Genomic DNA, 23,613 nt, shown 5'->3' with positions numbered 1-23,613 from the left:
ACCGTTTGTGAACACTCATTAAAGAAATGAAAAGACTAACATTAACAAATGCTAATGTGGCAAAATGCCCCGACGGTGACATAAGTTGACCGATCAGTTTTCCTTGTTTCGCGGTTGGCAGTCCATCGATTTAAACGATGGCCAGGCAAGGTATTTAAACCAGTGGTTGTCTGAACAAGAACAGGCTACCTACTGGCAGGCTTTTCAGCACTTGGCGTGGGAATCCCCAAGTATTCGTATCGCCGGTAAAGCCATTCCTATTCCCAGGTTGAACGCGTGGTACGCAGACCGCAACGCGGGCTATGGCTACTCCGGTATCAAACTCCCGAGACTGGACTGGACGCCTGAACTCCGTAGTTTGAAAGAGCGGGTAGAGCAGGCCACTGGGTATAGCTTCAACGCTGTCTTGGCTAATTATTACCGTGACGGTAACGATAGCGTAGATTGGCACGCAGATGATGAGCCAGAGCTGGGATCCAACCCGGTGATTGCATCAGTGAGCTTAGGTGGGGTTCGCTCCTTTAAATTTAAGCATCGCCAGGACAGAAGTTTGGCCCCTGTCAGTCTGCTTTTGGAACCGGGATCTTTATTAGAGATGTCCGGTGGCACCCAAAAAAACTGGCTGCACAAAGTACCTAAAACTAAGAAAGTGGTAGATGCGAGAATCAATCTCACGTTTCGCAAAATAATTTGTGACTGACTTGCGCATTGTGTTGGTCGGTAAATGAAAACCGTTAATCTCACGCCAGGTCGGGTTATTGGCATTTTCAATGTTGTTGTAAAATACTTAGCGTAACTGTTCCATTACGGTAGAGGATCGCAGGATGATATGCTGGTGGGCATAAGCGCAGCCCACAAAGAACAGTGCGATGGAGATTGGTCGTTCAAACTGGTAACCTGCCGCTGGTTGCGCTCAGAGACAGGCAATACTGGTAGTGGTGATATTGTTGTCCACAGAGGCGAGCCCATGAGCTTTGGGCGCGGCACCTCAGACAACGAAAGCCATGAGTAGGGAAGCTCGATTTGTTCTTAAGCACGTAATGTGTTGTTTAAGAGTATAAGCTCGAACTACTATTGGGGTTTAGAAGGTGATAAAAATATTAGTCGTAGACGACCACGATCTGGTTAGGTTGGGGTTCGTTAGGCTGCTAAGTGATGTAGACGGGTTTGAGGTGGTCGGTGAGGCCGACAGCGGCGAAAAAGCCGTTGCCATGGCGCGCGAACTAAAACCCGACATCGTCCTTATGGATGTAAAAATGCCCGGAATCGGAGGATTGGAGGCAACGAAAAAGTTGCTGAACGCACATTCGCAGATAAAGGTCATTGCCGTGACCGCGGTTGACGACAATATGTACGCCACCCGGTTAATGCAGGCTGGGGCGTTTGGATACGTCACCAAAGGCACCGCCTTTACTGAAATGGTGAAAGCCATCAAAACCGTTTCCAGCGGCAAGCCCTATATGAGCAATTCTGTTGCTCAGCAGATGGCGCTAAAAAGTTACAGTAAAGAAACCGCGTCGCCGTTTGAATTGTTGTCCGAGCGTGAGCTGCAAACAGCCCTGATGATTGCAAACGGGCAAAAGGCGCAAACCATAGCCAACACATTCAATGTTAGTCCGAAGACAGTGAACAGCTATCGCTATCGAATTTTCGATAAGCTGAAAATTAACAGTGATGTTGAACTGGCCCTGTTGGCAGTCAAGCACGGGGTATTGGATCTAGAAATCAACTAAGCCCTAGAGATCAACTAAGCTACACCAGCCCAGCTAAGTGCTGTTTGCACAGGACTGCACCCCAACCCTTGCTGATCATTTGCTGTCTGGGGTGTTTTCAGTGGTAGAATGCCGGTCCTATGACAGAATCGGACAATCAATCTCATGCCTTCGATCACAAGCGCTTCCTGGCCAGCACCAGCAGTAGCGCCGGTGTTTACCAAATGTACGATGATGGCGGTAAAGCGCTGTACGTCGGCAAGGCTAAAAATTTAAAAAAGCGTTTGGCCAGTTACTTTCGCAGCAGTGGTTTAGCCCCGAAAACCCAAGCCCTGGTTCGTCGCATTGCCAGTATCCAAGTCACTCTCACGGCTACAGAAACCGAGGCACTGATCCTAGAGCAGAATTTGATTAAGGCGCAAAAGCCGCCCTATAACATTCTGCTGCGTGACGATAAGTCCTATCCCTATGTATACCTTTCAACGGATCAAAAATTTCCCAGATTAAGTCTTCATCGTGGAGCCAAGCGCGGCAAGGGGCGATACTTTGGCCCTTTTCCAAATGTAGGTTCGGTAAAAGAAAGCCTCAGTTTGTTGCAAAAGACGTTTAAGGTGCGGCAATGCGAGGACAGCGTCTTTAAAAACCGCTCCCGACCTTGCCTGCAATATCAGATCAACCGATGTACCGGCCCCTGTGTTGATCTTATCAATGAGCAAGCCTATCAACGTGACGTGCGCTATACCGAATTGTTTTTAGAGGGTAAATCCCAGGAGCTGCAATCAGAGCTTGCTACAGCCATGGAGGCCGCCTCTGTCGACTTGAATTTTGAAATTGCGGCGGATCTAAGGGATCAAATTTCAGCGCTTCAGCGCATACAAGCCCAGCGTGTGGTCGAGGGCGAGCAGGGCGATATGGACGTGTTTGCGCTGGCGCAATCCGCCGATAACTATTGCATCCATTTGTTGTTTATTCGTTCTGGACGTGTTTTGGGAAGTAAAAGCTATTTCCCTCAGGACAAGCTCGGCGAAAATAAAGAAGAGGTGCTAGAGGCTTTCTTAGCTCAATTCTATTTAGGTAGTAAAACCCGGGATATTCCCTTACAGATTGTGATTCCGTTAGCGCTGAATGGTGCAAACGTTTTGTCCGATGCCCTACGGCAGGCGCGCAACGCCAAAGTTGATATCCGGCACAATGTGCGCGGTCAGCGCTTAAAGTGGTTAGCGCTTGCGGATGAGTCGGCGCGGCAAAATTTGCTGTCGCGCACTTCCAGCCGGGCCAAAGTGCAGCAAAAATACGAAGCCTTGCAGGGGATTCTTGGGTTGGCTGAAACGCCTAGCCGTATGGAATGCTTTGATATCAGTCATTCTGCGGGGGAGAAAACCGTTGCCAGCTGCGTGGTGTTTGATGAATCCGGTTCTAATCCGTCGGATTATCGCCGGTTTAATATTAAAGATATTACTGCCGGGGATGATTATGCTGCCATGCAGCAGGCGTTACAAAGGCGTTATAAGCGCTTGCAAGAAGGGGAGGGTAAACTTCCGGACATCCTCATTGTCGATGGCGGCAAAGGCCAGTTTAATATCGCAAGAACAGTGCTAGAGGATCTCGGTGTGATGGATGTTTATTTGCTCGGAATCGCTAAAGGAACAACCCGTAAGGCCGGTTTTGAAACGCTAATATTGGATGACGGATCGCGTGAGCTAACACTGGACTCAACTTCCATAGCGTTGCATTTGTTGCAGGAGATACGTGATGAAGCCCATCGATTCGCGATTACTGGCCACCGAGCCGCCAGGGACAAAGCACGCACCACCAGTGCGTTGGAGTCTGTGCCTGGAGTAGGAGCCAAACGCCGTAAAGATCTGCTCAAGCATTTTGGCGGAATACAAGGCGTGAAGAACGCTGCGGTGGATGACCTCAAAAAAGTAGCCGGAATTAGCCATAACCTAGCAGAGCAGATTGTGGCCTATTTAAAGTCAGAATAAACCGCCAATCCATCGGCTGTATGCCAAGCCACAGAGTGCTGGTATGATGCCTCGGCGTCGGGCCAAGGGCTCGTTATATTAGCTCCTGCCGTGCTACGTATTTTTTTGTTGTGGTTTTGAGATGACTTTAGCTAACCAACTGACCTTGTTAAGAATCCTGCTGATTCCGGCACTGATTTTAGTGTTCTACTTACCGTTCAAATGGAGCGCTTTTTTCTCGGCCCTGATTTTTTCGCTGGCAGCGATCACTGATTGGGCTGACGGTTATATAGCGCGTAAGTATAATCAGAGTACCCCATTCGGCGCTTTCTTAGATCCAGTTGCAGACAAACTGATGGTCGCTGTGGCCCTTGTCTTATTGGTAGAGGTGCATGGTACCGCGGCTTTCGCCATACCCGCCGTGGTCATTGTAGGCCGAGAGATAGTAATTTCCGCCCTGCGAGAGTGGATGGCTGAATTGGGTAAGCGAGCGGCAGTGGCGGTGTCTGGTATTGGCAAGATAAAAACCACCTGCCAAATGGTCGCCATTATCGTGTTGTTGCTGTTCAGGCCAGGCGTCAGCGGTTTTATGACCTTTGTAGGTTACGCCGCATTGTATGCGGCTGCCATTCTTACCCTATGGTCGATGATTTTGTACCTTAAAGCCGCCTGGCCAGAACTCAATCCCGCCAATCACGCTGGTGGTGGAGATCACTAGAGGTCTGAAAGCGGGCCTTGTCTTCCTTCCTTATTCGTAGCAGTTGCAATCATGGCGCTGCTTTTCTGTTTCCTTTCATTCTATATCAGGCGCGCTGGGTTAATAAAAAGTGTTGGCTGGATTAGTCCGGCTGACTCAACGAAGTGCGTGCTTTTAGGTCTAGGTTAAGATATTCGATAGGTGAGTAGAGTGGTGCCCGGGGCTGGGCTTGAGCACTGCTCAAGCGACAACAACCTCTTGCGCGAAGCGCTAATAAAGAGTGCTGGCTGGATTAGTCCGGCTGACTCAACAGGGTTCGTACTTTCAGGTCTAGCTTATTTGATTCGATAGGGGAGTAAGGTGGTGCCCGGGGCTGGGCTTGAGCACTGCTCAAGCGACAACAACCTCTTGCGCGAAGCGCTAATAAAGAGTGCTGGCTGGATTAGTCCGGCTGACTCAACAGGGTTCGTACTTTCAGGTCTAGCTTATTTGATTCGATAGGGGGCCCGGGGCTGGGCTTGAGCACTGCTCAAGCGACAACAACCTCTTGCGCGAAGCGCTAATAAAGAGTGTTGGCTGGGTTAGTCCGGCTGACTCAACAGGGTTCGTACTTTCAGGTCTAGCTTATTTGATTCGATAGGGGAGTGAGGTGGTGCCCGGGGCTGGGCTTGAGCACTGCTCAAGCGACAACAACCTCTTGCGCGAAGCGCTAATAAAGAGTGTTGGCTGGATTAGTCCGGCTGACTCAACAGGGTGCGTACTTTCAGGTCTAGCTTATTTGATTCGATAGGGGAGTAAGGTGGTGCCCGGGGCCGGACTTGAACCGGCACGGCTTATTAAGCCGGGAGATTTTAAGTCTCCTGTGTCTACCAATTCCACCACCCGGGCAGCGGGTATTTTTTATAGTTGGTTAGTGGATCCAACTTATCTTTAGGCCGTGGCTAGAGGCAAAAGTGGAGGCGCGAGCCGGAGTCGAACCGGCCTCAACGGATTTGCAATCCGTGGCATAACCGCTTTGCTATCGCGCCTTTAGGGTCGGGGATATTACCTTAACTCAGCTAAAATTCATAGAATTATCTGACACTTAGGTAGGTTCTATGGATCTGAAACAGAATGAACCTAGCGGGCCACCCATCGACCGAGTTGCGTATTCTAGGCATTGTCGACTTGGAGTCAAGTGATAACGTGATATTAGGTGTAAATGGATGCAGTGAAAGATTACTTAGAAGGAAGCAGCCCAAAAGGCGGGCTGCTTATCGGAGGAGTGCTTCTTTGGGTCAAGTCCAGCTCATCCGTGAGCTAGGTACTGCGTTAATCCTTACTTCTTGAATTCCGTGAGTTGCGGCTTGATTTACTGTCTTTGTTGTTTCTTGTTGTTTCTTGTTGGCTTAAGTTACGATGACCTAGTTGGCCATAAATTGCCCGCCATTGATGGACAAGGTAGAACCGGTAATAAAGCTATTTCGTTCGTCGGCCAAGAATCCAGCGGCTCGTGCGATGTCTCCAGTGTTGCCAAGACGACCTACTGGAATTTTCTGTATAATTTTTTCCAGTACTTCTGGCGGCACTGCGCGCACCATCTCTGTATCCACATAGCCTGGGGCTATGGCGTTTACAGTGATGCCGTACTTAGCGGTCTCTAAGGCCAATGCCTTGGTGAAGCCTAATACGCCAGCTTTCGCTGCAGTGTAGTTAACTTGGCCGTATTGACCTTGTTGTCCGTTAACAGAGCTGATATTGATAATGCGACCAAAGCCTCTTTCACGCATGCCAGGAACCACCTTGTGGCATGTGTTGTAACAAGATTTGAGGTTAGTTTCTAGCACAGCATTCCAGTTATCACAGTTCATTTTGGCCAGCACGCCGTCTCTAGTGATGCCCGCATTGTTTACAATGATTTCGATGGCGCCAAAATCAGATTCAATTTGAGTCAGGCCATTTTCAACTGCGTCGTAATCAGCGACATCAAATTTTACCGCGGGGATACCCGTTTTTTCGGTAAAGGCTTTGGCTGCATCGTCATTGCCGCCGTAGTTGGCGATAACTTGGTGCCCCATAGCTTTCATCTCAAGGCAAATAGCCTCGCCGATTCCACGCGTACCACCGGTTACCACTGCTACTCTTCCCATTGATCGTACTCCTATTACTTGGTTTAAACATAGATAGCCTCGTACTTCTCACTCGAGACGGGAAACATCCTTGTGGGTGTAACTTCCTTTTATAATGAGACTCGTGTGTGATGGATACACTTAACACGATTCTATGAATTAATTGCTATATGGCGCGGGGTCTTTAGTAGCGATTAGTTTATTAAAAGACTTGGCCACTCCTTTAGCGCATTTTGCAGGGGGTTGAACAGTAAATGTCGAAACTATCATGCAAAAATTTCACTGGATAGTGTTTTCGTTGAAATATTTAAAGGCTGTTTGATCGATAACCAATTTGAGCCTAATTAGCGGTGCGCCCTCTACCAGTGATCATCAGTGTTACCCAAGCAGTATTTCAAATTGAAACGGTTCAATATCGATAGGGCACTGTTACCGTGTAACTTGTAATGTTGGCACCTTTCGAAATTATTACTGCTGAACCATGCAAATACTTTGCTAACTTTTGCCAGTTAATTAATTTTTATGTTTCTGCTTAATTTGGGTGATACTTTTTCGAAGGCAACTTTGGTTACGGCCGGATGAGCGCTTCGCGTAGACAATACATTCGACCGGGTTGATTCGCCTGCTTGTCGTCAATGCCCAGCCTACTACTATCGCTTAATCCAACTTTGGCAGACTATGGTCAGACTATAGGTCTAACCTGACCGTTGTAATTGACCCGGCAGTGTTAGTGGTCTATTGAATTTTACCTACATCGCCCCCACGTGATGCATAACATACTTTCACTGCCGGAGCCTTACGTTAATGGAACCCGTTGTCGTCGATATAACACAAGAGAACGCTCAACAGTTGTTGATTGAAGAATCAAAAATAAGGCCGGTGGTGGTCGACTTTTGGGCTGAGTGGTGCTCGCACTGCAAAACTTTGACACCGCTTTTGGAGCGATTGGCTCAAGAATACAACGGTCAATTTTTGCTCGCTAAAATCGATGCAGACGAACAACAAATGATCGCCAGCCAATTGGGTGTTCGTAGCCTTCCTACGGTAATGATTTTTAAGGACGGTCAGCCAGTAGACGGCTTCGCTGGTGCACAGCCAGAAAGTGAAATTCGGCAATTGTTGGAAAAATACTTGCCCGAACCCTGGCGCGAAGATGTTAACCAAGCCCAGATGTTGATGTCCGAAGGGCAGTTCACCCCAGCCCTTGAGCCGCTGCGTTCGGCGCTTGCCGCAGCGCCCGAAAGTAGTGAAGTGCTGCTGTTGTTGACTCAGTGTTATCTGGAACTCAATCGCCTGGATGAAGCAGAGAAGTGTCTAGAATCCATTAAAATGGTTGATCAAGATGACGTTTATAAAACACTACTTGCCCGCTTAGAACTGCAGCGTGAGTCTGCTAAAAGCCCTGAGGTAGAAGCGCTGGAACAGCAACTTGCCACCAATCCAGAAGATGCCAACCTGAAGTTGCAGCTGGCTGTGCAATACAATCAAAGTGGCATGCATGGCGATGCTCTGGAATTGTTGATAGGCATTCTGAGAAAGGACCTTAACTTCCAAGACGGCGAAGCCAAGCGCTTGTTCTTGGATATGCTCGCCACATTGGGGAAATCGGATCCTATTGCAATAAAGTATCAGCGTAAATACTACACGTTGCTGTACTAAAATCGGCCTGTTGCAGCTCTTTCAGTAGAGCAGCAATCTCTGTAATTAGCCAATTTAGGGGGGGGTATCTTCCTTCCTGGAACTTATGGTCATCATGACTAACTGCCAGACGAGCCTATTCCACCGAAAAAACGCAGAGTTGGTAAGGAAAGCCTGGAAACGGATATTCGTAATGGCATAATGTCGCCCCTCTTGGATTAGTCCCTTTCGAGTTAGAGCGATATCATGTCAACTCCATCCTTTGCTTCTGCGCCGCCTACAGTAAAACCAGCTAACCCTAGGTTTTCGTCCGGGCCGTGCCGTAAACGTCCAGGCTACGACGTAGCTTCCCTGGATCTATCAACCCTTGGCAAATCACACCGCGGTGCGCAAGGCAAGAGCGCGCTGGAACTTTGCTGCACCAAAACGGCGCATTTATTGGGGCTGCCCGATGGGTACAGAATTGGCGTTGTTCCGGCATCTGACACCGGCGCGGTTGAAATGGCGCTTTGGAGTTTACTGGGGCAGCGGCCTGTAGACATTTTGGCCTGGGAATCGTTTGGGCTGACATGGGTAAACGATGTCGTTAAGCAACTTAAGCTGCAAAACGTAAACAGCTATACCGCTGACTACGGTTTATTACCTGATCTAAACCAAGCTAATTTCGACCACGATGTTGTTTTCACCTGGAACGGCACCACGTCCGGCGTGAAAGTGCCCAATGGTGATTGGATTGATGATCAACGTTCCGGTCTGACCATCTGCGATGCGACATCAGCGGTCTTTGCTATGGACCTGCCGTGGCATAAGCTGGATGTGGTCACCTTTTCCTGGCAGAAGGTGCTTGGCGGCGAAGGGGCACACGGCATGTTGATTCTAAGTCCCCGCGCTGTACAGCGGCTTGAATCCTATACACCCCCCTGGCCGTTGCCAAAGATTTTCCGTCTTACCTCCGGTGGCAAGCTGATTGAAGGCATTTTTAAGGGGGCTACCATCAATACCCCCTCAATGTTGTGTGTTGCCGATTACCTAGATGCTTTGCAATGGGTTGAGAGTGTCGGCGGCGTGGAGCGGTTGATTGAACGTAGCGAAGGTAACCTGAGTGCTATAGTAGACTTTGTGGCAGAGCGTCCTTGGATACAATTTTTGGCACAGGACTCGTCTCAAATCTCTAACACCAGTGTCTGTTTGACACTCAATGCTTCTTCTCAACAAGTCAGCGCTATGGTTGATCTGCTGGACGAGCAGGAAGTTGCTTTTGATATCGGTTCCTACCGAGATGCGCCCTCGGGTATCCGTATTTGGTGTGGTGCTACGGTGGAACTGGAAGACATCGAGGCGCTATTGCCTTGGTTAGAGTGGGCCTACAACGAGGTCTGTCAGTCATAATACTGTCATCTTATTGTCATTGTTATTTCACGTTTCTTGCTTAACGTTACCAAATCTGGCCTGGCCCCAGATTTGCTTTGAACTTATATTACGATATCTGTTCATAATATCCAGCTTGCTGCCGATACGCCTTATGTTTGGTCTGGTACCAGCTTCAGGGCGTAAAGGTAACAAGTTAACGAATAACAAGAAGGAGATAACATGCAAGACTATATTGAAGATCTACTCGAAGACGAATTCTTCGAAGAAGACGACGATATGCTGCTAGACAGCGACGAAATGTAGGTTCTTAAAATAGAGTGAATACAGTAACCAGTGCGGAAAGTAGTCTGCACGGTCGATTGTTAATATGTTGAATAGTTAGTACTGGAATAGTTAGTACGTTGAATAGTCAGTACTTAAGACAGAAAAGAAGTTAAACATCAGTTAGCAGTAGTTAAAACAGCACCTAGGCAGCGGCGCCCGCAGTTCCGAAGACTCAGTCGCATTCACATGTAGTGTACTCTGGTCGCCCAAATAAGTTCCTTTGGTGCTGTCTATTACTTCTCGTAAGCGTCAATTATCCTCACAACATCTTCCTGTTACACCCCATTAGCTTACTTCAGTTCGAACACTCCGACTTAAGCTCTCTCAGTTAGGCCCGCTCTCAGTTAGCCTTCTCTCGGCTAGGCCCAATGATCGATTCAAATCTTCATTTTGATTTATTGCCCAAGCGGTGTGAGTGCAGCACTGATTTAACACCGTATGGTAGGGCGAAGTAGGGGGCTCGGTATGCTGAGCCAAATACATCTCAGCGGCACACCGATGCAGTTTTTCTTACCGTCATGCCAAAGGCATGGGGTGCCGGTTGGCGACAAGGCGTAGCACTGTTTTTATCTGGCTTAAGTTACAATAACAAGCTGTTGGTATAGAGCTAAGTTAGCGGTTATAGGATTGAGTTTTATCGTGGCGCGCTTATCGTCTTTGATTGCCAAGCGTCGATAAAGGCCAACAATTTAACCTAACACTGTAAAATGTAATGGTTGTGTTAATGTGTGTAACCTTTTTTTGATCTGGTTCACATATTGAGCAATCAATACGTGAAACGATCACAAAAATTTGGAACTAGAGCAAATTCTCACCTTTTAAGAGCGAACTGCTGGTTAGTCAGCTTCCAAACTAGCTAGACTTGATGATAAAGGCGCGCGTATGCATGGCGCAGGTTGATTCTCGAGTCATTGTCAGGCATTTGGAGTTCGGAGAATGGATATTGCATCGTAGTTAAGGATAATTTTGCGGTGGGCAAAGGGCCACGCACAGGTGAAGAACTATGCTACCTACAGTTGATGAGTCCGCTAGGGCGGTTTTATTTTTAAAGCACAATGAAATTATCGGTGAGATGCTATACACCGAATTTGAAGCCGTGCTTGATGCCTTCATCCCGCTGCCCAACTTTGCTAGCCAAAGCTTGCAAGCCGTTTATATCGAACTCAACCACAGATTTCACTTAACCGTCGCGGTTTTCTTTTTGATCGATTTCGATCACCAGGGTTTTGCCGACCGGGGCTGGAACCTGCCAATTCAACAACTGGTTGAATCGGCGGCCAAGGGGCCAGATTTAGGCTCCGGCCCCATTCGCCTGGCGTGCTACACCCAGTGCCCGGTACAATGGCATCAGCGCTCTCTTTGGGATCCTGATATGTCGCCCGGGCGCAATGATTTCACACTCATTCAGCGCACCATTGAAGCCAATAAAATGGGCGTTGCGTTCAAAAAAGTGGTCGCCGATTCCCCACCCGTTGCGGATGCAATACCAACGTTAACCAGTGTAGAAGAACGGCGGCTGGAGCGGGGCTGGCTTGAGGAACTCGAAAGCGAGTTAAAAGCCAAACTGTATCGTAGCTTTAGGAACCGCTTAGCGAACACGCTTAAAAAGCAAAGACTAAGGCTGGCTACTCTGCGCAACAAGCAACAAAAGCGTATTGAGCTGTTAAATCGCGACCACCAGGCCCGCGTTGATCAGTACCGAACGCAGATCGCCGACTTGCAAACCGATCTGGAAACGCAAAAGTCACTGTCTGAACAGGTAAAGCAAACCCTGGATAACCAAACCCATAAAATGTCGCAATTGCGGCAGTTTTTTGAGGAGCGACTTAAGAGTACCCGCTACACCAATGATGAACAAATCCAGTTGTTGAATCAGCAATTCGAGGCCGAAAGTCAAGCCAGGGTTGAATCTGTAACTAAAAATCTGAAAGAAACCGTGCAGCTACGTGAAATAGAGCTGATGTATCTCACCGAGCAGCAGAGTAATCTGTTAGATGAGATTACCAGCCTAAAGCACGAAAACGCTAAACTACAAGAATTCAGCGGCGACCGGGTTATCGACAAATTAAGTACATCTGGCATTAGTTTTATCGCTTATCAAGTCGGCTTAGGCCACATCAACGTCAACCGCGATGAGCTAACCGAATACACTCAAAACCCAGAGGCCTTTGCCGCCGCCAAGTGCGGAGTTTCATTGCCAACCTACCGTAGTTGGTTAGATCATTTTTCCAAGCCACGATGTCAAGCCATTGCCAAAAACGGCAATGTTTGTAATCGCACTATTCCAAAAATCAATTCACCTTTGGATTTCCATTCTGGCGAATCGGATCGTTGTGATGAGCATCGAGAAAATAAAGTGGTGAACTTTCGTTTTGGGCAATAATTTGCCAGTTTTCTATAAATGATTAGGTGCTGTTTCAAAAGTAGGGTGTTTCATCCTTGGCGATATACCTTTTTTATTTTCCTCAAACGTGTCGAGCACCCGACGTGTATACCCAGCGTTGGCGCCTGTGTGCCATATTTTATCGACACTAATTGGCGAAATAGCCGACGTATTCTTAGTTTGAAGACTCACAAATGATGCTGCCTCTAGTGCCATTGCAACAGCTGAGATCTGCTTTGGCGGAACAAAAACGCGTGCAAGTGTTAGTGCAAAGGGAAGACTTAGTTCATCGCACCCGCAGTGGCAACAAGCTGTATAAACTCTGCTTCAATATCCAATACGCAAAACAGCATGGCATGCAGACGTTAGTTTCTTTTGGGGGAGGGTATTCGAATCATCTGCATGCATTGGCATTAGCGGGGCAGGAAGAGGGCATGAATACGGTTGGTATTATCCGTGGCGACTACCGTGCGAACCTTACGGCGACGCTACGCGATTGCCAAGCGGCAGGCATGCAGGTGCGCTTCGTCGACCGCCAGCAATGGGCTCTGCGCAACACTTCAGAGTATTGTTTATCACTCCACGCGGATTTCTCCAATGCTTATATTATCCCCGAGGGCGGAGACAACGCTCTTGGGTTCCGCGGAACGCGCCTCTTGGGACAACAAATAGGTCGGCAGTTGCAGGGGTTACCACCATCCGGCTGTACCCACGTGTTGGTGGCTTGTGGCACGGGGACTACCATGGCAGGAATTGTGGCAGAAATGCCCGCCGGCGTGGCTGTGCTTGGCGTAAGCCCACTGAAGGGTGACGATAAACTTACTGCGGCGATTTCAGCGAAACTCGTACAAGCATCAATCGAACCTCAGTGCTCCTGGAAGATTGACCGGCGATTTTGCTTGGAAGGCTATGGTCGCCTGCCTAATGAGTTAGAGCGCTTTATTCGTTTTTTTGAGCGAAAGTTCATGATTCCCCTAGACCCAGTCTACACAGCTAAGGTAATGTTTGCCCTGTTCACGATGTTGGAAGCGGATGAGTTTCAGCCTGGTGATCGAGTGATCGTTATCCACACTGGGGGTTTACAAGGCAAGCGAGGCTATCCTAAATTGATGTCTCCATTGCACTCGTCGGCTAGGCTCAAATCAATTAATATCGGCGCTTTCTAATTACAACATTTATGAACGAAAGAATTACCAGCCTTCGGTCCTTCGTCCCTTTACAGCGAATCCCCGAGCAACATTTAACGCATTTGTTGAATCAAGCGACGTCCCGGTTTCTGTTCAAAGGAGCGGTGTTCCAAAGTCAGTTTATTGGTAGGGACTGTTTCCTCTTTTTATACTCAGGTGAGGTTGTCGTGCGCACTGCTTGCCGGCCAGAGGAAACCATAGTGGCCAGAGAGAATCTCTACCCATTGGCCTACCAATGTTATCAACCGGTGGAAGTTGAGGCGTTGAGTGACGCAGAGTTATTGATATTTCCGGCCAAGGAGCTGAGAAATGTGTTGTGCTGGAGCCAGATGGCAGAATTTCAGCGCGTGCAAATAGCTGGCGACCCCACCCGCGATGAGGACGCCCAGTGGATCAATTTTATCCTCGACTCCAATCTGTTTTTTAAAGTGCCACCCACCAATGTAAGTACTATTTTCTCCAAGTTGCGACGGCAAGTTGTCAATCGCGGTGACGTCGTTGTTCAGCAGGGGGAGGTCGGCGAGGCTTGTTATTTTATAAAGTACGGCTTAGCGGCGGTGACGATCAGCGATGTCGAAACAGGCGAAGAAAAACTGGTGGCAAAAATTGGCCCGGGTCGCTGTTTTGGTGAAGACGCACTGGTGAACCAAACCCAGCGCAATGCCACTGTAACAATGCTGCAGGACGGCGTTTTGATGCGTCTAGAAAAGGATGACTTTTTGCCGCTGATGAAAAAAGATTTGGCCGCAGTGGTTGAGTTGGATTACCTATTAGAAAACATCGGCCACGACGACAGATGCATCCTTATTGATGTTCGCACCGAGGCCGAATACGAATTTGGTCATTTAGAATCAGCGATTAATATCTCTTTGGATATTTTGCCCTTGCATTTACCACGGTTACGCAGAGACGTTGAATATATTCTTTACAGTGACTCCGGTTTTAGAAGTAATGCCGGCGCGGTGGCTATGCAAAAGCTGGGTTATAACGTGTGCTCGTTTGCCACCGGCCTGGCGGATCTCTATGCTTCTATGGTGCTAAACCCTAGCTTGAAACCTCTAATTACCCAAAAACGCTATTGGGTTAAGGGCGGGGCAGTAGTCTCCGACCACCCCAGAGGAGTTACGATATAGCGCGTTAGAGGCTTGTTCTTGTCAATATGTTGAGCGATTAACTGTACAGGGCGTTGGTATTTGGTCAGCAATTGCTCAACCAGAGGCGTAAGCTTCTCAGTGGTGACTGCTTTTGCTCTATAGTCGTTCTTCTGCCGCCCATTTAGATCATCGTTTAAGCACATCCATTCGCTGCGCTCTAGCAACAACCATTGCGCAACGCCCGTTTGCCGTTGCACATTCTCCAGCTCATCAAATTCAAACCAATAGCCTCGTTCACAGTTTGGATTGACACACAACGGCAAGCGGGCTGAGGTTTGTCGCCAGGGCAAAAACAGCATTCCTTTTACATAGAAATGACGCGTCACTGTCGTCGGATCGATATCGTAACGACTGAGGGTGTTGATTGCGTTGGCGTGGGCAGATAATGACAGCTGTTGGTCAAACAGTTTACGGTATTTTAAATCCAGCCGATCCAGTTTGTTTGGCCCAACCCAGGCGGACATTTCCTGTAGGTCTTCACCCAGCCCTAAATAATATTTCACCGCTATCTCGCTGTGGCGCCAACGTTGGTATTGCTGGTCATAAAACAAAAAGTCAAACTCACCACAGGTGCGCTTTTGCCGGCCCAAATTAACCTGTACTCGGCTGTGAATTGGCTGAAAGCGTTTGTCCTCGAACCCTGGCTTAAGCGTGCACTGTTGGGTGTTGAGATAAGCCTCAAAACAATGCTCAAACATAATGCCGATACGATTACTGGCCGATTGCTGTTCAACCCATGCACACATCGCCGTTAATTGCGCCTCGGATAGGCCAGAGGGCTCCGGCGCGTACTGGGTTGCATCGCTGCTATTTGGTGCTTGAGTGATAAGAGGCTCTGAGGCCAAAAACCATCGAATTCGGTACGTTATTAGCTGGTCATTCATCACTTAGTAGCCCTGCCAAATAGCGGCTGTTAGAAAAGTCGGTGTATTTAGTGCGATATGCTACCATGGCTGTTGCTAGCAATGGCGCGGCTATTCGTAGCTAAACGTCGCTCATAACAATCGATTTGAATGTTAAATATGGTCAAATTTCATACCGTAGGATTAGTCAGCCGGCTGGGCAGTGAGACTGCCGTCGATACTACTAAGAAGCTGATTCAATTCTTATCCGACCTGGATTGTGGTGTCGTGTTGGAATCCGACACCGCGGCTTCTCTGCCTGAGTTTGGCATTCCAGAGGCCTCCAGAGACCAATTAGGTAGTGCTTGTGACCTTGTTATTGTGGTTGGTGGGGATGGCAGCTTACTGGGCGCAGCCCGTGCTGTGGTGGATGAAGGGGTACCAATACTTGGCGTAAATAGAGGCCGGCTGGGATTCCTCACCGATATTTCCCCGGATGAAATCGAGTCTCGGGTCACTGAGGTGTTGACCGGCAATTATCTCAGCGAAGAGCGTTTCCTGCTGGAAATGGCGGTTATGCGCGATGGCGAGCAGATTGGTGGCGGTAGCGCTTTGAACGACGTGGTGATACACCCCGGTAAGTTCATTCGGATGATTGAGTTCGAGGTGTATGTGGACAATCAATTTGTTTACAGTCAGCGATCCGATGGCCTGATTATCACTACGCCCACCGGTTCTACTGCTTATGCTTTAAGCGGCGGCGGGCCGCTTATGCACCCAAGTTTAGATGCCATTGGCTTGGTGCCAATCAATCCGCATACCTTGAGCTCCAGACCGATCATCATTGCAGGCAACAGCAATATACGGCTGTTGGTAGGCATGCAAAATACGGCCTTTCCCCATGTTACTTGTGATGGTCAAACCCACGTGGTAACACAGCCTGGGGATGAGATTGTAGTCACCAAAAAGGCTAAAAAACTGACCTTGATTCACCCACAAGAGCATGACTTTTACGAGACCTGCCGAAGAAAACTGGGGTGGGGCAGCCATTTGATGGATTGACCAACGCCGTTTCTTCTATGCTGTAACTTGGGCTGTCGGTAGGCAGCCGAGGCGCCCACCTAGCGTGGCGTCCATCAAGTGAAAGACTAGACCCGCACAAGATCTAGAACGAAACGCTATTAACTGAATTTTCCCGTGCGGTAGAATTTCCGTAATGATTAATACCTCGGTAGATTAAGACCTTGGTAAATAAAACCCTAGCCAGTAATACGTAAGTCACTAAAGTATTAACCGATTATTGCTTCGCAGGAGAAGTTTGTACCCCACATGCTAACGCAACAAGAGTTAAACGAGTATTCCGGGTTCGATATCATCGGCGATATCCATGGTTGCGCCAAAACCCTGGTCAAATTGTTGCAAAAGTTAGGTTACCGGTTTATCAACGGATGTTACCGCCACAGCTCGCGTGTGGTGGTGTATTTGGGTGATATTGTAGACAGAGGCCCTCATATCCGAGAGGCCTTGGAAATTGTCCACTCCATGGTGGAGCGCAAGGCCGCAGTGTGCATTATGGGCAACCATGAATACAACGCTGTCTCCTACTGTACGCCAGCACCAGAGGGGTTAGGCAGGCGTTACCTAAGAGAGCACAACGCTCACCACAACCGGCTGATCGGCGAGACTTTAGAGCAATTTGCGGCTTACCCCGTGGAATGGCGCGAATACATCGAGTGGTTTACCACCTTACCTCTGTTCTACGAGACAGACAGTTTCCGAGTTGTACACGCCTGTTGGGATCAAGCATTAATCGATCAGTACCGCGATACCTACCATTGTAATCGGGTGAACTCCGAGTTTATCGTCAAGTCGGTGGACCGTCAGAGCTTTGAAGGGCGGTTGATGGATCGCTTAACTCGGGGTACTGACATTCCATTGCCGGAAGAGCGGGTCATCACCAGTAAAGATGGCTTTCAGCGTCGATTTTTCCGAACTAAATTCTGGGCTCAGTCTCCAAAAACCTACGGTGATGTGGCATTTCAACCCGACCCATTGCCGAAGGACTTGGTGGACCGGCCGTTGTCAGACCTCGAAAAGTCCAATTTAATTTGTTACCCAAAAGGCGAACGGCCTGTGTTTATCGGCCATTACTGGCTACAGGGCAAACCGAAACCGGTAACCTCTAACATTGCTTGTTTGGACTACAGTGCGGTGAAGTATGGGCGACTGGCCGCGTATCGCTATGACCGTGAGCCCGTGTTAGATGCCAGTAAATTTATGTGGGTTTATGTAGATCCACCTGAATGGCGCGAACCAGAAGCTGAGTAAACAAGAGAATCCGCGAGAAAAGATGTAATGAGTGCTTGGTTTGCGTGTGCGCAATTTCCTCTGGATTTGGACCTGACCATAGTGGACCAGGTACTAACAGAGCAGAACATTATGCACCGATTCACGGAAGAACAGGGCCATCAATTACTGTGGTTACTTCATCCTAATGATCGACCAGCGGTTGTATCGCTATTGGATCAATGGCGGCAAAACGGGCTGTCCAGTCAAAATGCGGATTTCGCTCGCCAAAGCGTTGGCTTGAGCCTGGATGCTTTGTGGTTGGCGTTCATTGCGGCACCTGCTACCTGTATTGTCGTTCTGCTGGGAATAATAGGGTACTTTTTCACCTCCTATGGACTGAACCAAAACTTTCACTTATTAAGTGCGGTTAATTTTTTCCCAATTCAGGTGACGGCTGAGGGTTTTCGGTTTGAAAGCGCGCAAGCAGCGCTGGTAAGCGGGCAGTTTTGGCGGCTTATTACACCTACATTCTTGCATTTCGGGGTGCTGCACATCGTTTTTAATGCCCTATGGGTGTGGGTCTTTGGGCGCAAAATTGAACGTGTTTTAGGTACATCCGCATTTATCATTCTGTTCGTATGGATTGCGACGGTACCAAATATCACTCAAGCCCTATGGTATGGCCCCAATGTGTTTGGCGGCTTATCCGGAGTGGTTTACGGCCTATTGGGTTTCATTGCTGTGTGGCAGTGGCGCTTGCCGGATTCCATACTGCAAATCCCTAAGAGTGTTATCGTTTTTATGGTAATATCGCTGGCATTAGGATTCGCCGGCGTGGTTGATCTCCTGGCTAATGTTAGTGTTGCCAACGGGGCCCATTTGGGTGGTTTATTGAGTGGCATCGTGGCCGGGTTATTTGTGACCCAAAAGGTACTGGCGAACACAAAAAACCGTTAATACAGCCAAATGACACAGCCCACTATGGATACTGACAACCAAAACCTACTCGAGAGCCTCACGCCAGAAATCGTACAGAATTTCCGTAGGGCAATAGAAATTGGCAAGTGGCCCAATGGCGTTGCCCTTACCAAGGAACAAAAGGCCACGTGTATGCAGGCCGTTATTGCCTACGAGGCCAAACATTTACCGCCGGAACAAAGAACAGGCTATGTTCCGCCTAAACAACCCTGTGCCGACGAGCACAGCCATGCTCCCTCCGAAACACCGCTTAAGTGGCAGTAGTAAGGTCTCATCGTGTCCCTAAAAACCGCAACTGGCATTTGTAAGAAAATGCCTGCCGAGCTATCAGCAGATGGCTCCGTCCAATATTCGTTACAATTAGGCGATGACGCCGAAATCTCATTAAACGACAAACTAAATTCCCAGATTACAATTGAATTTGCAGGTGCGATTCAGTGTATTCACTGCGGCCGCAAAACAAAGAAAAGCTTCTCTCAAGGCTACTGTTTTCCCTGCATGAAAAAGCTCGCTCAGTGTGACCAGTGCATAATGAGCCCGGAGCGCTGTCATTACGATGCAGGCACCTGCCGAGAACCAGAGTGGGCCGATAAATATTGCATGACGGATCATTACGTATATCTGTCTAATACCACAGCTGCTAAAGTTGGCCTCACACGGGGCAGCCAGATTCCTACTCGGTGGATTGATCAGGGCGCAGAGCAGGCTTTACCCATATACAGAACAGCAACCCGCCAGCAAGCTGGCTTTGTTGAAGACGCTCTACGCCAGCATATTGCAGACAAAACCAATTGGCGCAATATGCTCAAAAGCAGTGCTGCTCCCATCAATCTAGAAACGCTCAGGGATGAGCTACGGGAGATGACCCAGTCAGCTTTGGAGGAGATAACAGAGCGCTTCGGCGCTAGCAATATTATCGCGCTTGATTCGGAAAAAGTAATCGACCTGACCTTTCCGGTGAGCACTTACCCAACCAAGATCACCAGCTTTAACTTGGATAAAGTGCCTTCCGCAGAGGGCGTTTTACAAGGTATTAAAGGTCAATATCTCATATTTGACACAGGCGTCATTAATTTACGTAAATACACCGGTTACGAGCTGACTTTTACTTTTAGTGGGTAGGCAATCTGATCGAGGTAGCTGCCAAGCACACCTAGCACATTTTCAGTAAACGACCAGTGAAGACTTTTACAGCACAAATTTAGCTATGGAGCTATAGCGCGATGAGAGATGCAGAACCCAGTGCAATCTACTTAAAAGATTACCAAGTACCCAGCCATTTGATCGACAAAACCCATCTGCACTTTATCCTGCATCCAACGAAAACCCGTGTGTCTTCCGACTTAACGATTCGCAAAAATCCTGACGCCGATACCAAGTCCAATGAATTGATTCTGCATGGGCAAGACATCGATCTTCAGTCGGTGAGTATCGACGGCCGTCAGTTGGACGATAGGGACTATCAATTAGAGGCGGAGTGTTTACGAATTGCCAATGTGCCTGAGCAATTCGTACTTTCGGTCGTGGGCTTGATTGCACCCGCGGATAACACCTCTTTAGAAGGTTTGTACAAGTCACAGTCGATGTACTGCACGCAATGTGAGGCCGAAGGTTTTCGTAAAATCACCTATTTTCTCGACCGGCCGGATGTGCTCAGTGAATTTACCACCACTGTAGTTGCCGATAAAACCGAATTTCCCGTACTTTTGTCCAACGGTAATCCCATAAAATCCGGTAGCTTAGATGACAACATGCACTTTGTTACCTGGCACGATCCCTTCCCGAAACCTGCTTATTTATTTGCACTAGTGGGCGGCGATTTAGAATGCATCCAAGACTCTTTCACTACCACTAGCGGCCGCGCTATCGATTTAAAAATCTATGTCGAAGAAAAAGATCTCGACAAATGTGATCATGCCATGGCATCGCTGAAGTCATCCATGCGTTGGGACGAGGATGTGTACGGCCGTGAGTACGACCTCGATATTTTTATGATTGTCGCCGTAGACGACTTTAACATGGGCGCTATGGAAAATAAGGGGTTAAATATTTTTAACACCTCCTGTGTGCTCGCTAAGGCCGAAACCACCACCGACGCCGGCTTTCAACGGGTGGAGGCGGTGGTCGCTCACGAGTATTTCCACAATTGGTCTGGTAACCGAGTTACTTGTCGGGATTGGTTTCAACTGAGTTTAAAAGAGGGGTTCACCGTATTCCGTGACGCCGAATTTTCAGCCGACATGGGTTCGCGAACGGTTAAGCGAGTGGAGGACGCTAAGCTATTGCGGGCTATGCAGTTCGCTGAAGATGCAGGCCCCTTGGCTCACCCAGTACAACCGGCATCGTTTATCGAAATTTCTAATTTCTACACCCTAACCGTTTACGAAAAGGGCGCCGAAGTTGTTCGTATGATTCACACCCTTTTAGGGGCTGAAGCTTTCCGCCAAGGCAGTGATTTATACTTTGAGAGAAACGACGGTAAAGCAGCTACCATTGAGGATTTCGTTAGCTCGATGGAGGAGGCCGGCGGTCGGGACTTAAGTAAGTTTATGAGCTGGTACCACCAGGCAGGAACGCCGAAATTGGCGGTTACCGCAGACTACAACAGTAGCTCTCGCGAATACGCGTTAACCTTCAATCAAACTTGCCCAACAACGCCCGAATGCGACAGCGAAGACAAAAAACCGTATTTGATTCCAGTGGCGATGGGGTTATTAGGCAGCAACGGTCCGCTGTCATTGGTGCCAGAAACCGACGTGGACTTCAGCCTTAGCAAAAACGACACGCATTGCGTTCTGGAATTAACACAGCCTCAGCATCGTGTGGTTTTTAAAGATATTAATGCGCCACCCGTGCCGTCGCTGATGCGCGGTTTTTCGGCCCCAGTGCGACTGCAATTTGACTACTCCCCCGATGATTTGATCACTCTGATGACCCAGGATGACGACGGCTTCACACGATGGGATGCCTGCCAGCAGCTGTGCGTGTCCGTTATCCATGAGGTTGAGGCCAGTTTGCAACAAGGCAAAGAACCTTCTGTAGATTCGCGTTTATCAGATGCAGCCCGTGCGTTAATCACTAATCAGAATCTAGACCCTGCCATGGTCGCGCTGATGCTGACATTACCCAGCGAAGGTTATTTAGCAGAAATCGCCACGACCGCTAACATAGATACCATTCACTCAGCCCGAGAGATAGTTCGTAACCATCTTGCGGCTAGCCTCAAAACAGAGTTTGCAGAGCGTTTTGACAGCTTGCCGTACTTTCCGGAGTACGAAGCAAACGCTGTACAGATCGCGGTGCGTAGCTTAAAAAATTGCTGCCTTGGCTATCTCGTGGCAACAGCCGACGCCGTCTGGCTGGAGCGAGCAATGACGCAGTACCGCACGGCCACCAATATGACCGATCAATCAGCGGCATTAAGTGTGCTTGCGTTATCGCCTGATTCAAAGGCTGTTGATTACTCGGTTTCGGCATTGTCTGAGTTTTATCAGCAATGGCAGTCAGAGGCTTTAGTCGTCAATCAATGGTTTAGTGTGCAAGCCATGCAGCCGGGTGAAGAAGCCGTAGATCGAATCCGAAGCTTGATGCAACATGAGGCGTTCAATATCAACAACCCGAATAAAGTCCGCGCCTTGATCGGGGCGTTCGCCAACAATAATCCCGTGTGCTTCCATAACTCTGACGGTAGTGGTTATCGGCTATTGGCTGAGGTGGTTAAAAAGCTCAATGCTACCAACCCACAAATTGCCGCTAGAATGTTGGGGCCGCTGACCAAATGGCGTAAGTATGACTCCAAGCGGCAAGAGTTAATGCAAGCCGAACTAAATAGCATCAAGCAAACGGTGGGTCTTTCAAAGGATGTTTTTGAAGTAATCTCAAAAAGTTTGGCGTAACAGTCTAGCATAAAGTGTTAGCAATTTTTACTAATCTCGAAACGGAAGGGATGCTGTTCTCGGGGGAAAGAAGGGCTTGAAGAGAAAAGCGCGCTTGGGTTCAAAACCATTTAAACAGTTTGAATATCAGTAACTGTAGCGCAGTAACGGCGCCCAAAAAAAGGGAGAAGTAAACGAAGGCATTGTCGTTATCAACACCGGGCAAGCCGCCCACGTTTATGCCGAACAAACCCGTTAGAAACCCCAGCGGTAAGAAAATCGCCGTGATAACAGAAAGCACATAAAGGTTTCGATTAAGCTTTTCAGATAAGGCATTGATAAGCTCGTCGGTGACCACCTGGGAGCGTTCTCTGATGGCATCTAAGGTTTCTAGTGCTCTCGTCTGTGAATCATGCACCTCTTGTAGAGCCCTACGCACATTATCCGTAATGCCATGTAATTCTATGTTTCTGAGATGGTTCAAAGCCTCACGCTGCGGTGCTAGGTAGCGCCTTATTCGTATCGATGTTTTTCTGACCTCGGCAATATCGTGCCTTAGGGTAGGGCCGGGAGATTCAAGAACTTCCGTTTCAAGTTGATCCAGTTGATCATCCAGTTGCTCGATGCTAGCTTCGATATAGTCGATAAGAAGCGAACTTATTTGGCTTAGTATGCCGGCAATAGTAGCTGGCCCTTTGCCATCGTCTAGTGATTGTGCCACTTGCATCAAAGCCTTGGAGCGCCGGTAGTGCAGGCTGACGATTTTGTTTTCGACTACAAAAATCCGAACACCAACCATGTCCTCGGGTTTGTCGCCTTCGTTGTGGTTAATACCACGTAAAATTAATAATAAACCAAAGTCCGTGCTCAACACCCTTGGGCGGGCGTCCACATCGAACATTGCGGCAACGGTGTGCTGGTCTACCGAGGGAAGAGACTGGTGAAAAAGGGCTTTGGCGTTAACGGCGTTTGCATCTATGTGTACCCACGTCTGATAACTCTCGGCCTGATCTGGTAGCTCTTCGTACGCGCGGCAACCGCCGCGTCCATCAAGCGTTTTGTAAAAAACAAGCGCCGGATCCTGCTCCATA

19 protein-coding genes and 2 tRNA genes are annotated in these 23,613 nt (G+C 48.5%); 16 read left to right on the top strand and 5 right to left on the bottom strand.

Annotation, left to right across the window (positions count from 1 at the left end; all coding sequences use genetic code 11):
* Nucleotides 1–85 precede the first annotated feature (85 nt).
* The 5 genes from ACGHM3_RS13295 to pgsA all read left to right on the top strand — a co-directional run bounded on the left by ACGHM3_RS13295 (nucleotide 86) and on the right by pgsA (nucleotide 4,394).
* The gene (locus ACGHM3_RS13295) at nucleotides 86–700 is read left to right on the top strand and encodes an alpha-ketoglutarate-dependent dioxygenase AlkB (protein WP_345415708.1); all 615 of its coding nucleotides are present in this window, start codon (nucleotides 86–88) and stop codon (nucleotides 698–700) included.
* Nucleotides 701–829: 129 nt separating this feature from the next.
* Nucleotides 830–1,012, top strand: a complete 183-nt coding sequence (locus tag ACGHM3_RS13290) for a hypothetical protein (protein WP_345415711.1) — start codon at nucleotides 830–832, stop codon at nucleotides 1,010–1,012.
* A 76-nt stretch (nucleotides 1,013–1,088) separates the two neighbouring features.
* Nucleotides 1,089–1,733 (top strand): UvrY/SirA/GacA family response regulator transcription factor, encoded by a 645-nt coding sequence (gene uvrY, locus ACGHM3_RS13285; protein WP_345415714.1) that lies wholly within the window; start codon nucleotides 1,089–1,091, stop codon nucleotides 1,731–1,733.
* A gap of 119 nt (nucleotides 1,734–1,852) precedes the next feature.
* A complete protein-coding gene (gene uvrC, locus ACGHM3_RS13280) occupies nucleotides 1,853–3,697 on the top strand; it encodes an excinuclease ABC subunit UvrC (protein WP_345415717.1) in 1,845 nt (614 codons plus the stop codon).
* A gap of 121 nt (nucleotides 3,698–3,818) precedes the next feature.
* Complete coding sequence (gene pgsA, locus ACGHM3_RS13275; protein WP_345415720.1) at nucleotides 3,819–4,394, top strand: CDP-diacylglycerol--glycerol-3-phosphate 3-phosphatidyltransferase; 576 nt, start codon at nucleotides 3,819–3,821, stop codon at nucleotides 4,392–4,394.
* Between the two features lie 779 nt (nucleotides 4,395–5,173).
* On the opposite strand, the gene ACGHM3_RS13270 is transcribed toward pgsA, so the two are convergent.
* The 3 genes from ACGHM3_RS13270 to phbB form a co-directional block, all read right to left on the bottom strand.
* Nucleotides 5,174–5,261, bottom strand: a tRNA-Leu gene (locus tag ACGHM3_RS13270).
* A gap of 66 nt (nucleotides 5,262–5,327) precedes the next feature.
* Nucleotides 5,328–5,401 (bottom strand) — tRNA-Cys (locus ACGHM3_RS13265).
* 375 nt (nucleotides 5,402–5,776) lie between these two features.
* A complete protein-coding gene (phbB, locus tag ACGHM3_RS13260) occupies nucleotides 5,777–6,502 on the bottom strand; it encodes an acetoacetyl-CoA reductase (protein WP_345415723.1) in 726 nt (241 codons plus the stop codon).
* Nucleotides 6,503–7,285: 783 nt separating this feature from the next.
* On the opposite strand from phbB, the gene trxA reads away from it, so the two are divergent.
* The 5 genes from trxA to ACGHM3_RS13235 all read left to right on the top strand — a co-directional run bounded on the left by trxA (nucleotide 7,286) and on the right by ACGHM3_RS13235 (nucleotide 14,517).
* Entirely contained in the window at nucleotides 7,286–8,140 is an 855-nt protein-coding gene (gene trxA, locus ACGHM3_RS13255) for a thioredoxin (protein ID WP_345415726.1), read from the top strand.
* A 225-nt stretch (nucleotides 8,141–8,365) separates the two neighbouring features.
* A complete protein-coding gene (locus tag ACGHM3_RS13250; RefSeq protein WP_345415729.1) occupies nucleotides 8,366–9,508 on the top strand; it encodes a phosphoserine transaminase in 1,143 nt (380 codons plus the stop codon).
* Nucleotides 9,509–10,817: 1,309 nt separating this feature from the next.
* Entirely contained in the window at nucleotides 10,818–12,197 is a 1,380-nt protein-coding gene (locus tag ACGHM3_RS13245) for a hypothetical protein (protein WP_345415732.1), read from the top strand.
* A gap of 194 nt (nucleotides 12,198–12,391) precedes the next feature.
* Nucleotides 12,392–13,363 (top strand): pyridoxal-phosphate dependent enzyme, encoded by a 972-nt coding sequence (locus tag ACGHM3_RS13240; protein ID WP_345415735.1) that lies wholly within the window; start codon nucleotides 12,392–12,394, stop codon nucleotides 13,361–13,363.
* 11 nt (nucleotides 13,364–13,374) lie between these two features.
* The gene (locus tag ACGHM3_RS13235; protein ID WP_390517057.1) at nucleotides 13,375–14,517 is read left to right on the top strand and encodes a cyclic nucleotide-binding domain-containing protein; all 1,143 of its coding nucleotides are present in this window, start codon (nucleotides 13,375–13,377) and stop codon (nucleotides 14,515–14,517) included.
* Here ACGHM3_RS13235 and ACGHM3_RS13230 read toward each other — a convergent pair.
* Nucleotides 14,460–15,422, bottom strand: coding sequence for a DUF1853 family protein (locus ACGHM3_RS13230; protein WP_345415741.1), 963 nt, complete (start codon nucleotides 15,420–15,422; stop codon nucleotides 14,460–14,462). The genes ACGHM3_RS13235 and ACGHM3_RS13230 overlap by 58 nt on opposite strands.
* Nucleotides 15,423–15,560: 138 nt before the next feature.
* Here ACGHM3_RS13230 and ACGHM3_RS13225 point away from each other — a divergent pair, with 138 nt between their 5' ends.
* The 6 genes from ACGHM3_RS13225 to pepN all read left to right on the top strand — a co-directional run bounded on the left by ACGHM3_RS13225 (nucleotide 15,561) and on the right by pepN (nucleotide 22,543).
* Entirely contained in the window at nucleotides 15,561–16,442 is an 882-nt protein-coding gene (locus ACGHM3_RS13225) for an NAD(+) kinase (protein WP_345415743.1), read from the top strand.
* A gap of 267 nt (nucleotides 16,443–16,709) precedes the next feature.
* Nucleotides 16,710–17,708 carry a metallophosphoesterase gene (locus tag ACGHM3_RS13220; RefSeq protein ID WP_345415745.1) on the top strand — a complete coding sequence of 333 codons (999 nt, stop codon included), beginning with the start codon at nucleotides 16,710–16,712 and terminating at the stop codon, nucleotides 17,706–17,708.
* 27 nt (nucleotides 17,709–17,735) lie between these two features.
* Nucleotides 17,736–18,626, top strand: coding sequence for a rhomboid family intramembrane serine protease (locus ACGHM3_RS13215; RefSeq protein ID WP_345415748.1), 891 nt, complete (start codon nucleotides 17,736–17,738; stop codon nucleotides 18,624–18,626).
* Nucleotides 18,627–18,635: 9 nt separating this feature from the next.
* Nucleotides 18,636–18,911, top strand: coding sequence for a YeaC family protein (locus tag ACGHM3_RS13210; protein WP_390517054.1), 276 nt, complete (start codon nucleotides 18,636–18,638; stop codon nucleotides 18,909–18,911).
* A gap of 48 nt (nucleotides 18,912–18,959) precedes the next feature.
* Entirely contained in the window at nucleotides 18,960–19,769 is an 810-nt protein-coding gene (locus tag ACGHM3_RS13205) for a DUF2797 domain-containing protein (protein ID WP_345415899.1), read from the top strand.
* Nucleotides 19,770–19,870: 101 nt separating this feature from the next.
* The gene (pepN, locus tag ACGHM3_RS13200; RefSeq protein ID WP_345415754.1) at nucleotides 19,871–22,543 is read left to right on the top strand and encodes an aminopeptidase N; all 2,673 of its coding nucleotides are present in this window, start codon (nucleotides 19,871–19,873) and stop codon (nucleotides 22,541–22,543) included.
* Nucleotides 22,544–22,643: 100 nt separating this feature from the next.
* On the opposite strand, the gene ACGHM3_RS13195 is transcribed toward pepN, so the two are convergent.
* A complete protein-coding gene (locus tag ACGHM3_RS13195) occupies nucleotides 22,644–23,612 on the bottom strand; it encodes a zinc transporter ZntB (protein WP_345415757.1) in 969 nt (322 codons plus the stop codon).
* Nucleotide 23,613 lies beyond the last annotated feature (1 nt).

The sequence above is a fragment of the Halioxenophilus aromaticivorans genome (assembly GCF_042850945.1).
Taxonomy (GTDB): domain Bacteria; phylum Pseudomonadota; class Gammaproteobacteria; order Pseudomonadales; family Cellvibrionaceae; genus Halioxenophilus; species Halioxenophilus aromaticivorans.
The sequence above is the reverse complement of the archived record's forward strand: the minus strand, read 5'-3'. Positions and strand labels throughout refer to the sequence as shown.

Bases quoted from the DNA above. Each gene is read 5' to 3' on its own strand.
- ACGHM3_RS13215 (WP_345415748.1), top strand. From the start codon at position 17,736: ATGAGTGCTTGGTTTGCGTGTGCGCAATTTCCTCTGGATTTGGACCTG.
- ACGHM3_RS13250 (WP_345415729.1), top strand. From the start codon at position 8,366: ATGTCAACTCCATCCTTTGCTTCTGCGCCGCCTACAGTAAAACCAGCT.
- pgsA (WP_345415720.1), top strand. From the start codon at position 3,819: ATGACTTTAGCTAACCAACTGACCTTGTTAAGAATCCTGCTGATTCCG.
- pepN (WP_345415754.1), top strand. From the start codon at position 19,871: ATGAGAGATGCAGAACCCAGTGCAATCTACTTAAAAGATTACCAAGTA.
- ACGHM3_RS13230 (WP_345415741.1), bottom strand. From the start codon at position 15,422: ATGAATGACCAGCTAATAACGTACCGAATTCGATGGTTTTTGGCCTCA.
- phbB (WP_345415723.1), bottom strand. From the start codon at position 6,502: ATGGGAAGAGTAGCAGTGGTAACCGGTGGTACGCGTGGAATCGGCGAG.
- ACGHM3_RS13240 (WP_345415735.1), top strand. From the start codon at position 12,392: ATGATGCTGCCTCTAGTGCCATTGCAACAGCTGAGATCTGCTTTGGCG.
- ACGHM3_RS13205 (WP_345415899.1), top strand. From the start codon at position 18,960: ATGCCTGCCGAGCTATCAGCAGATGGCTCCGTCCAATATTCGTTACAA.
- uvrC (WP_345415717.1), top strand. From the start codon at position 1,853: ATGACAGAATCGGACAATCAATCTCATGCCTTCGATCACAAGCGCTTC.
- ACGHM3_RS13290 (WP_345415711.1), top strand. From the start codon at position 830: ATGCTGGTGGGCATAAGCGCAGCCCACAAAGAACAGTGCGATGGAGAT.
- ACGHM3_RS13220 (WP_345415745.1), top strand. From the start codon at position 16,710: ATGCTAACGCAACAAGAGTTAAACGAGTATTCCGGGTTCGATATCATC.
- ACGHM3_RS13210 (WP_390517054.1), top strand. From the start codon at position 18,636: ATGACACAGCCCACTATGGATACTGACAACCAAAACCTACTCGAGAGC.
- trxA (WP_345415726.1), top strand. From the start codon at position 7,286: ATGGAACCCGTTGTCGTCGATATAACACAAGAGAACGCTCAACAGTTG.
- ACGHM3_RS13235 (WP_390517057.1), top strand. From the start codon at position 13,375: ATGAACGAAAGAATTACCAGCCTTCGGTCCTTCGTCCCTTTACAGCGA.
- ACGHM3_RS13225 (WP_345415743.1), top strand. From the start codon at position 15,561: ATGGTCAAATTTCATACCGTAGGATTAGTCAGCCGGCTGGGCAGTGAG.
- ACGHM3_RS13245 (WP_345415732.1), top strand. From the start codon at position 10,818: ATGCTACCTACAGTTGATGAGTCCGCTAGGGCGGTTTTATTTTTAAAG.
- ACGHM3_RS13195 (WP_345415757.1), bottom strand. From the start codon at position 23,612: ATGGAGCAGGATCCGGCGCTTGTTTTTTACAAAACGCTTGATGGACGC.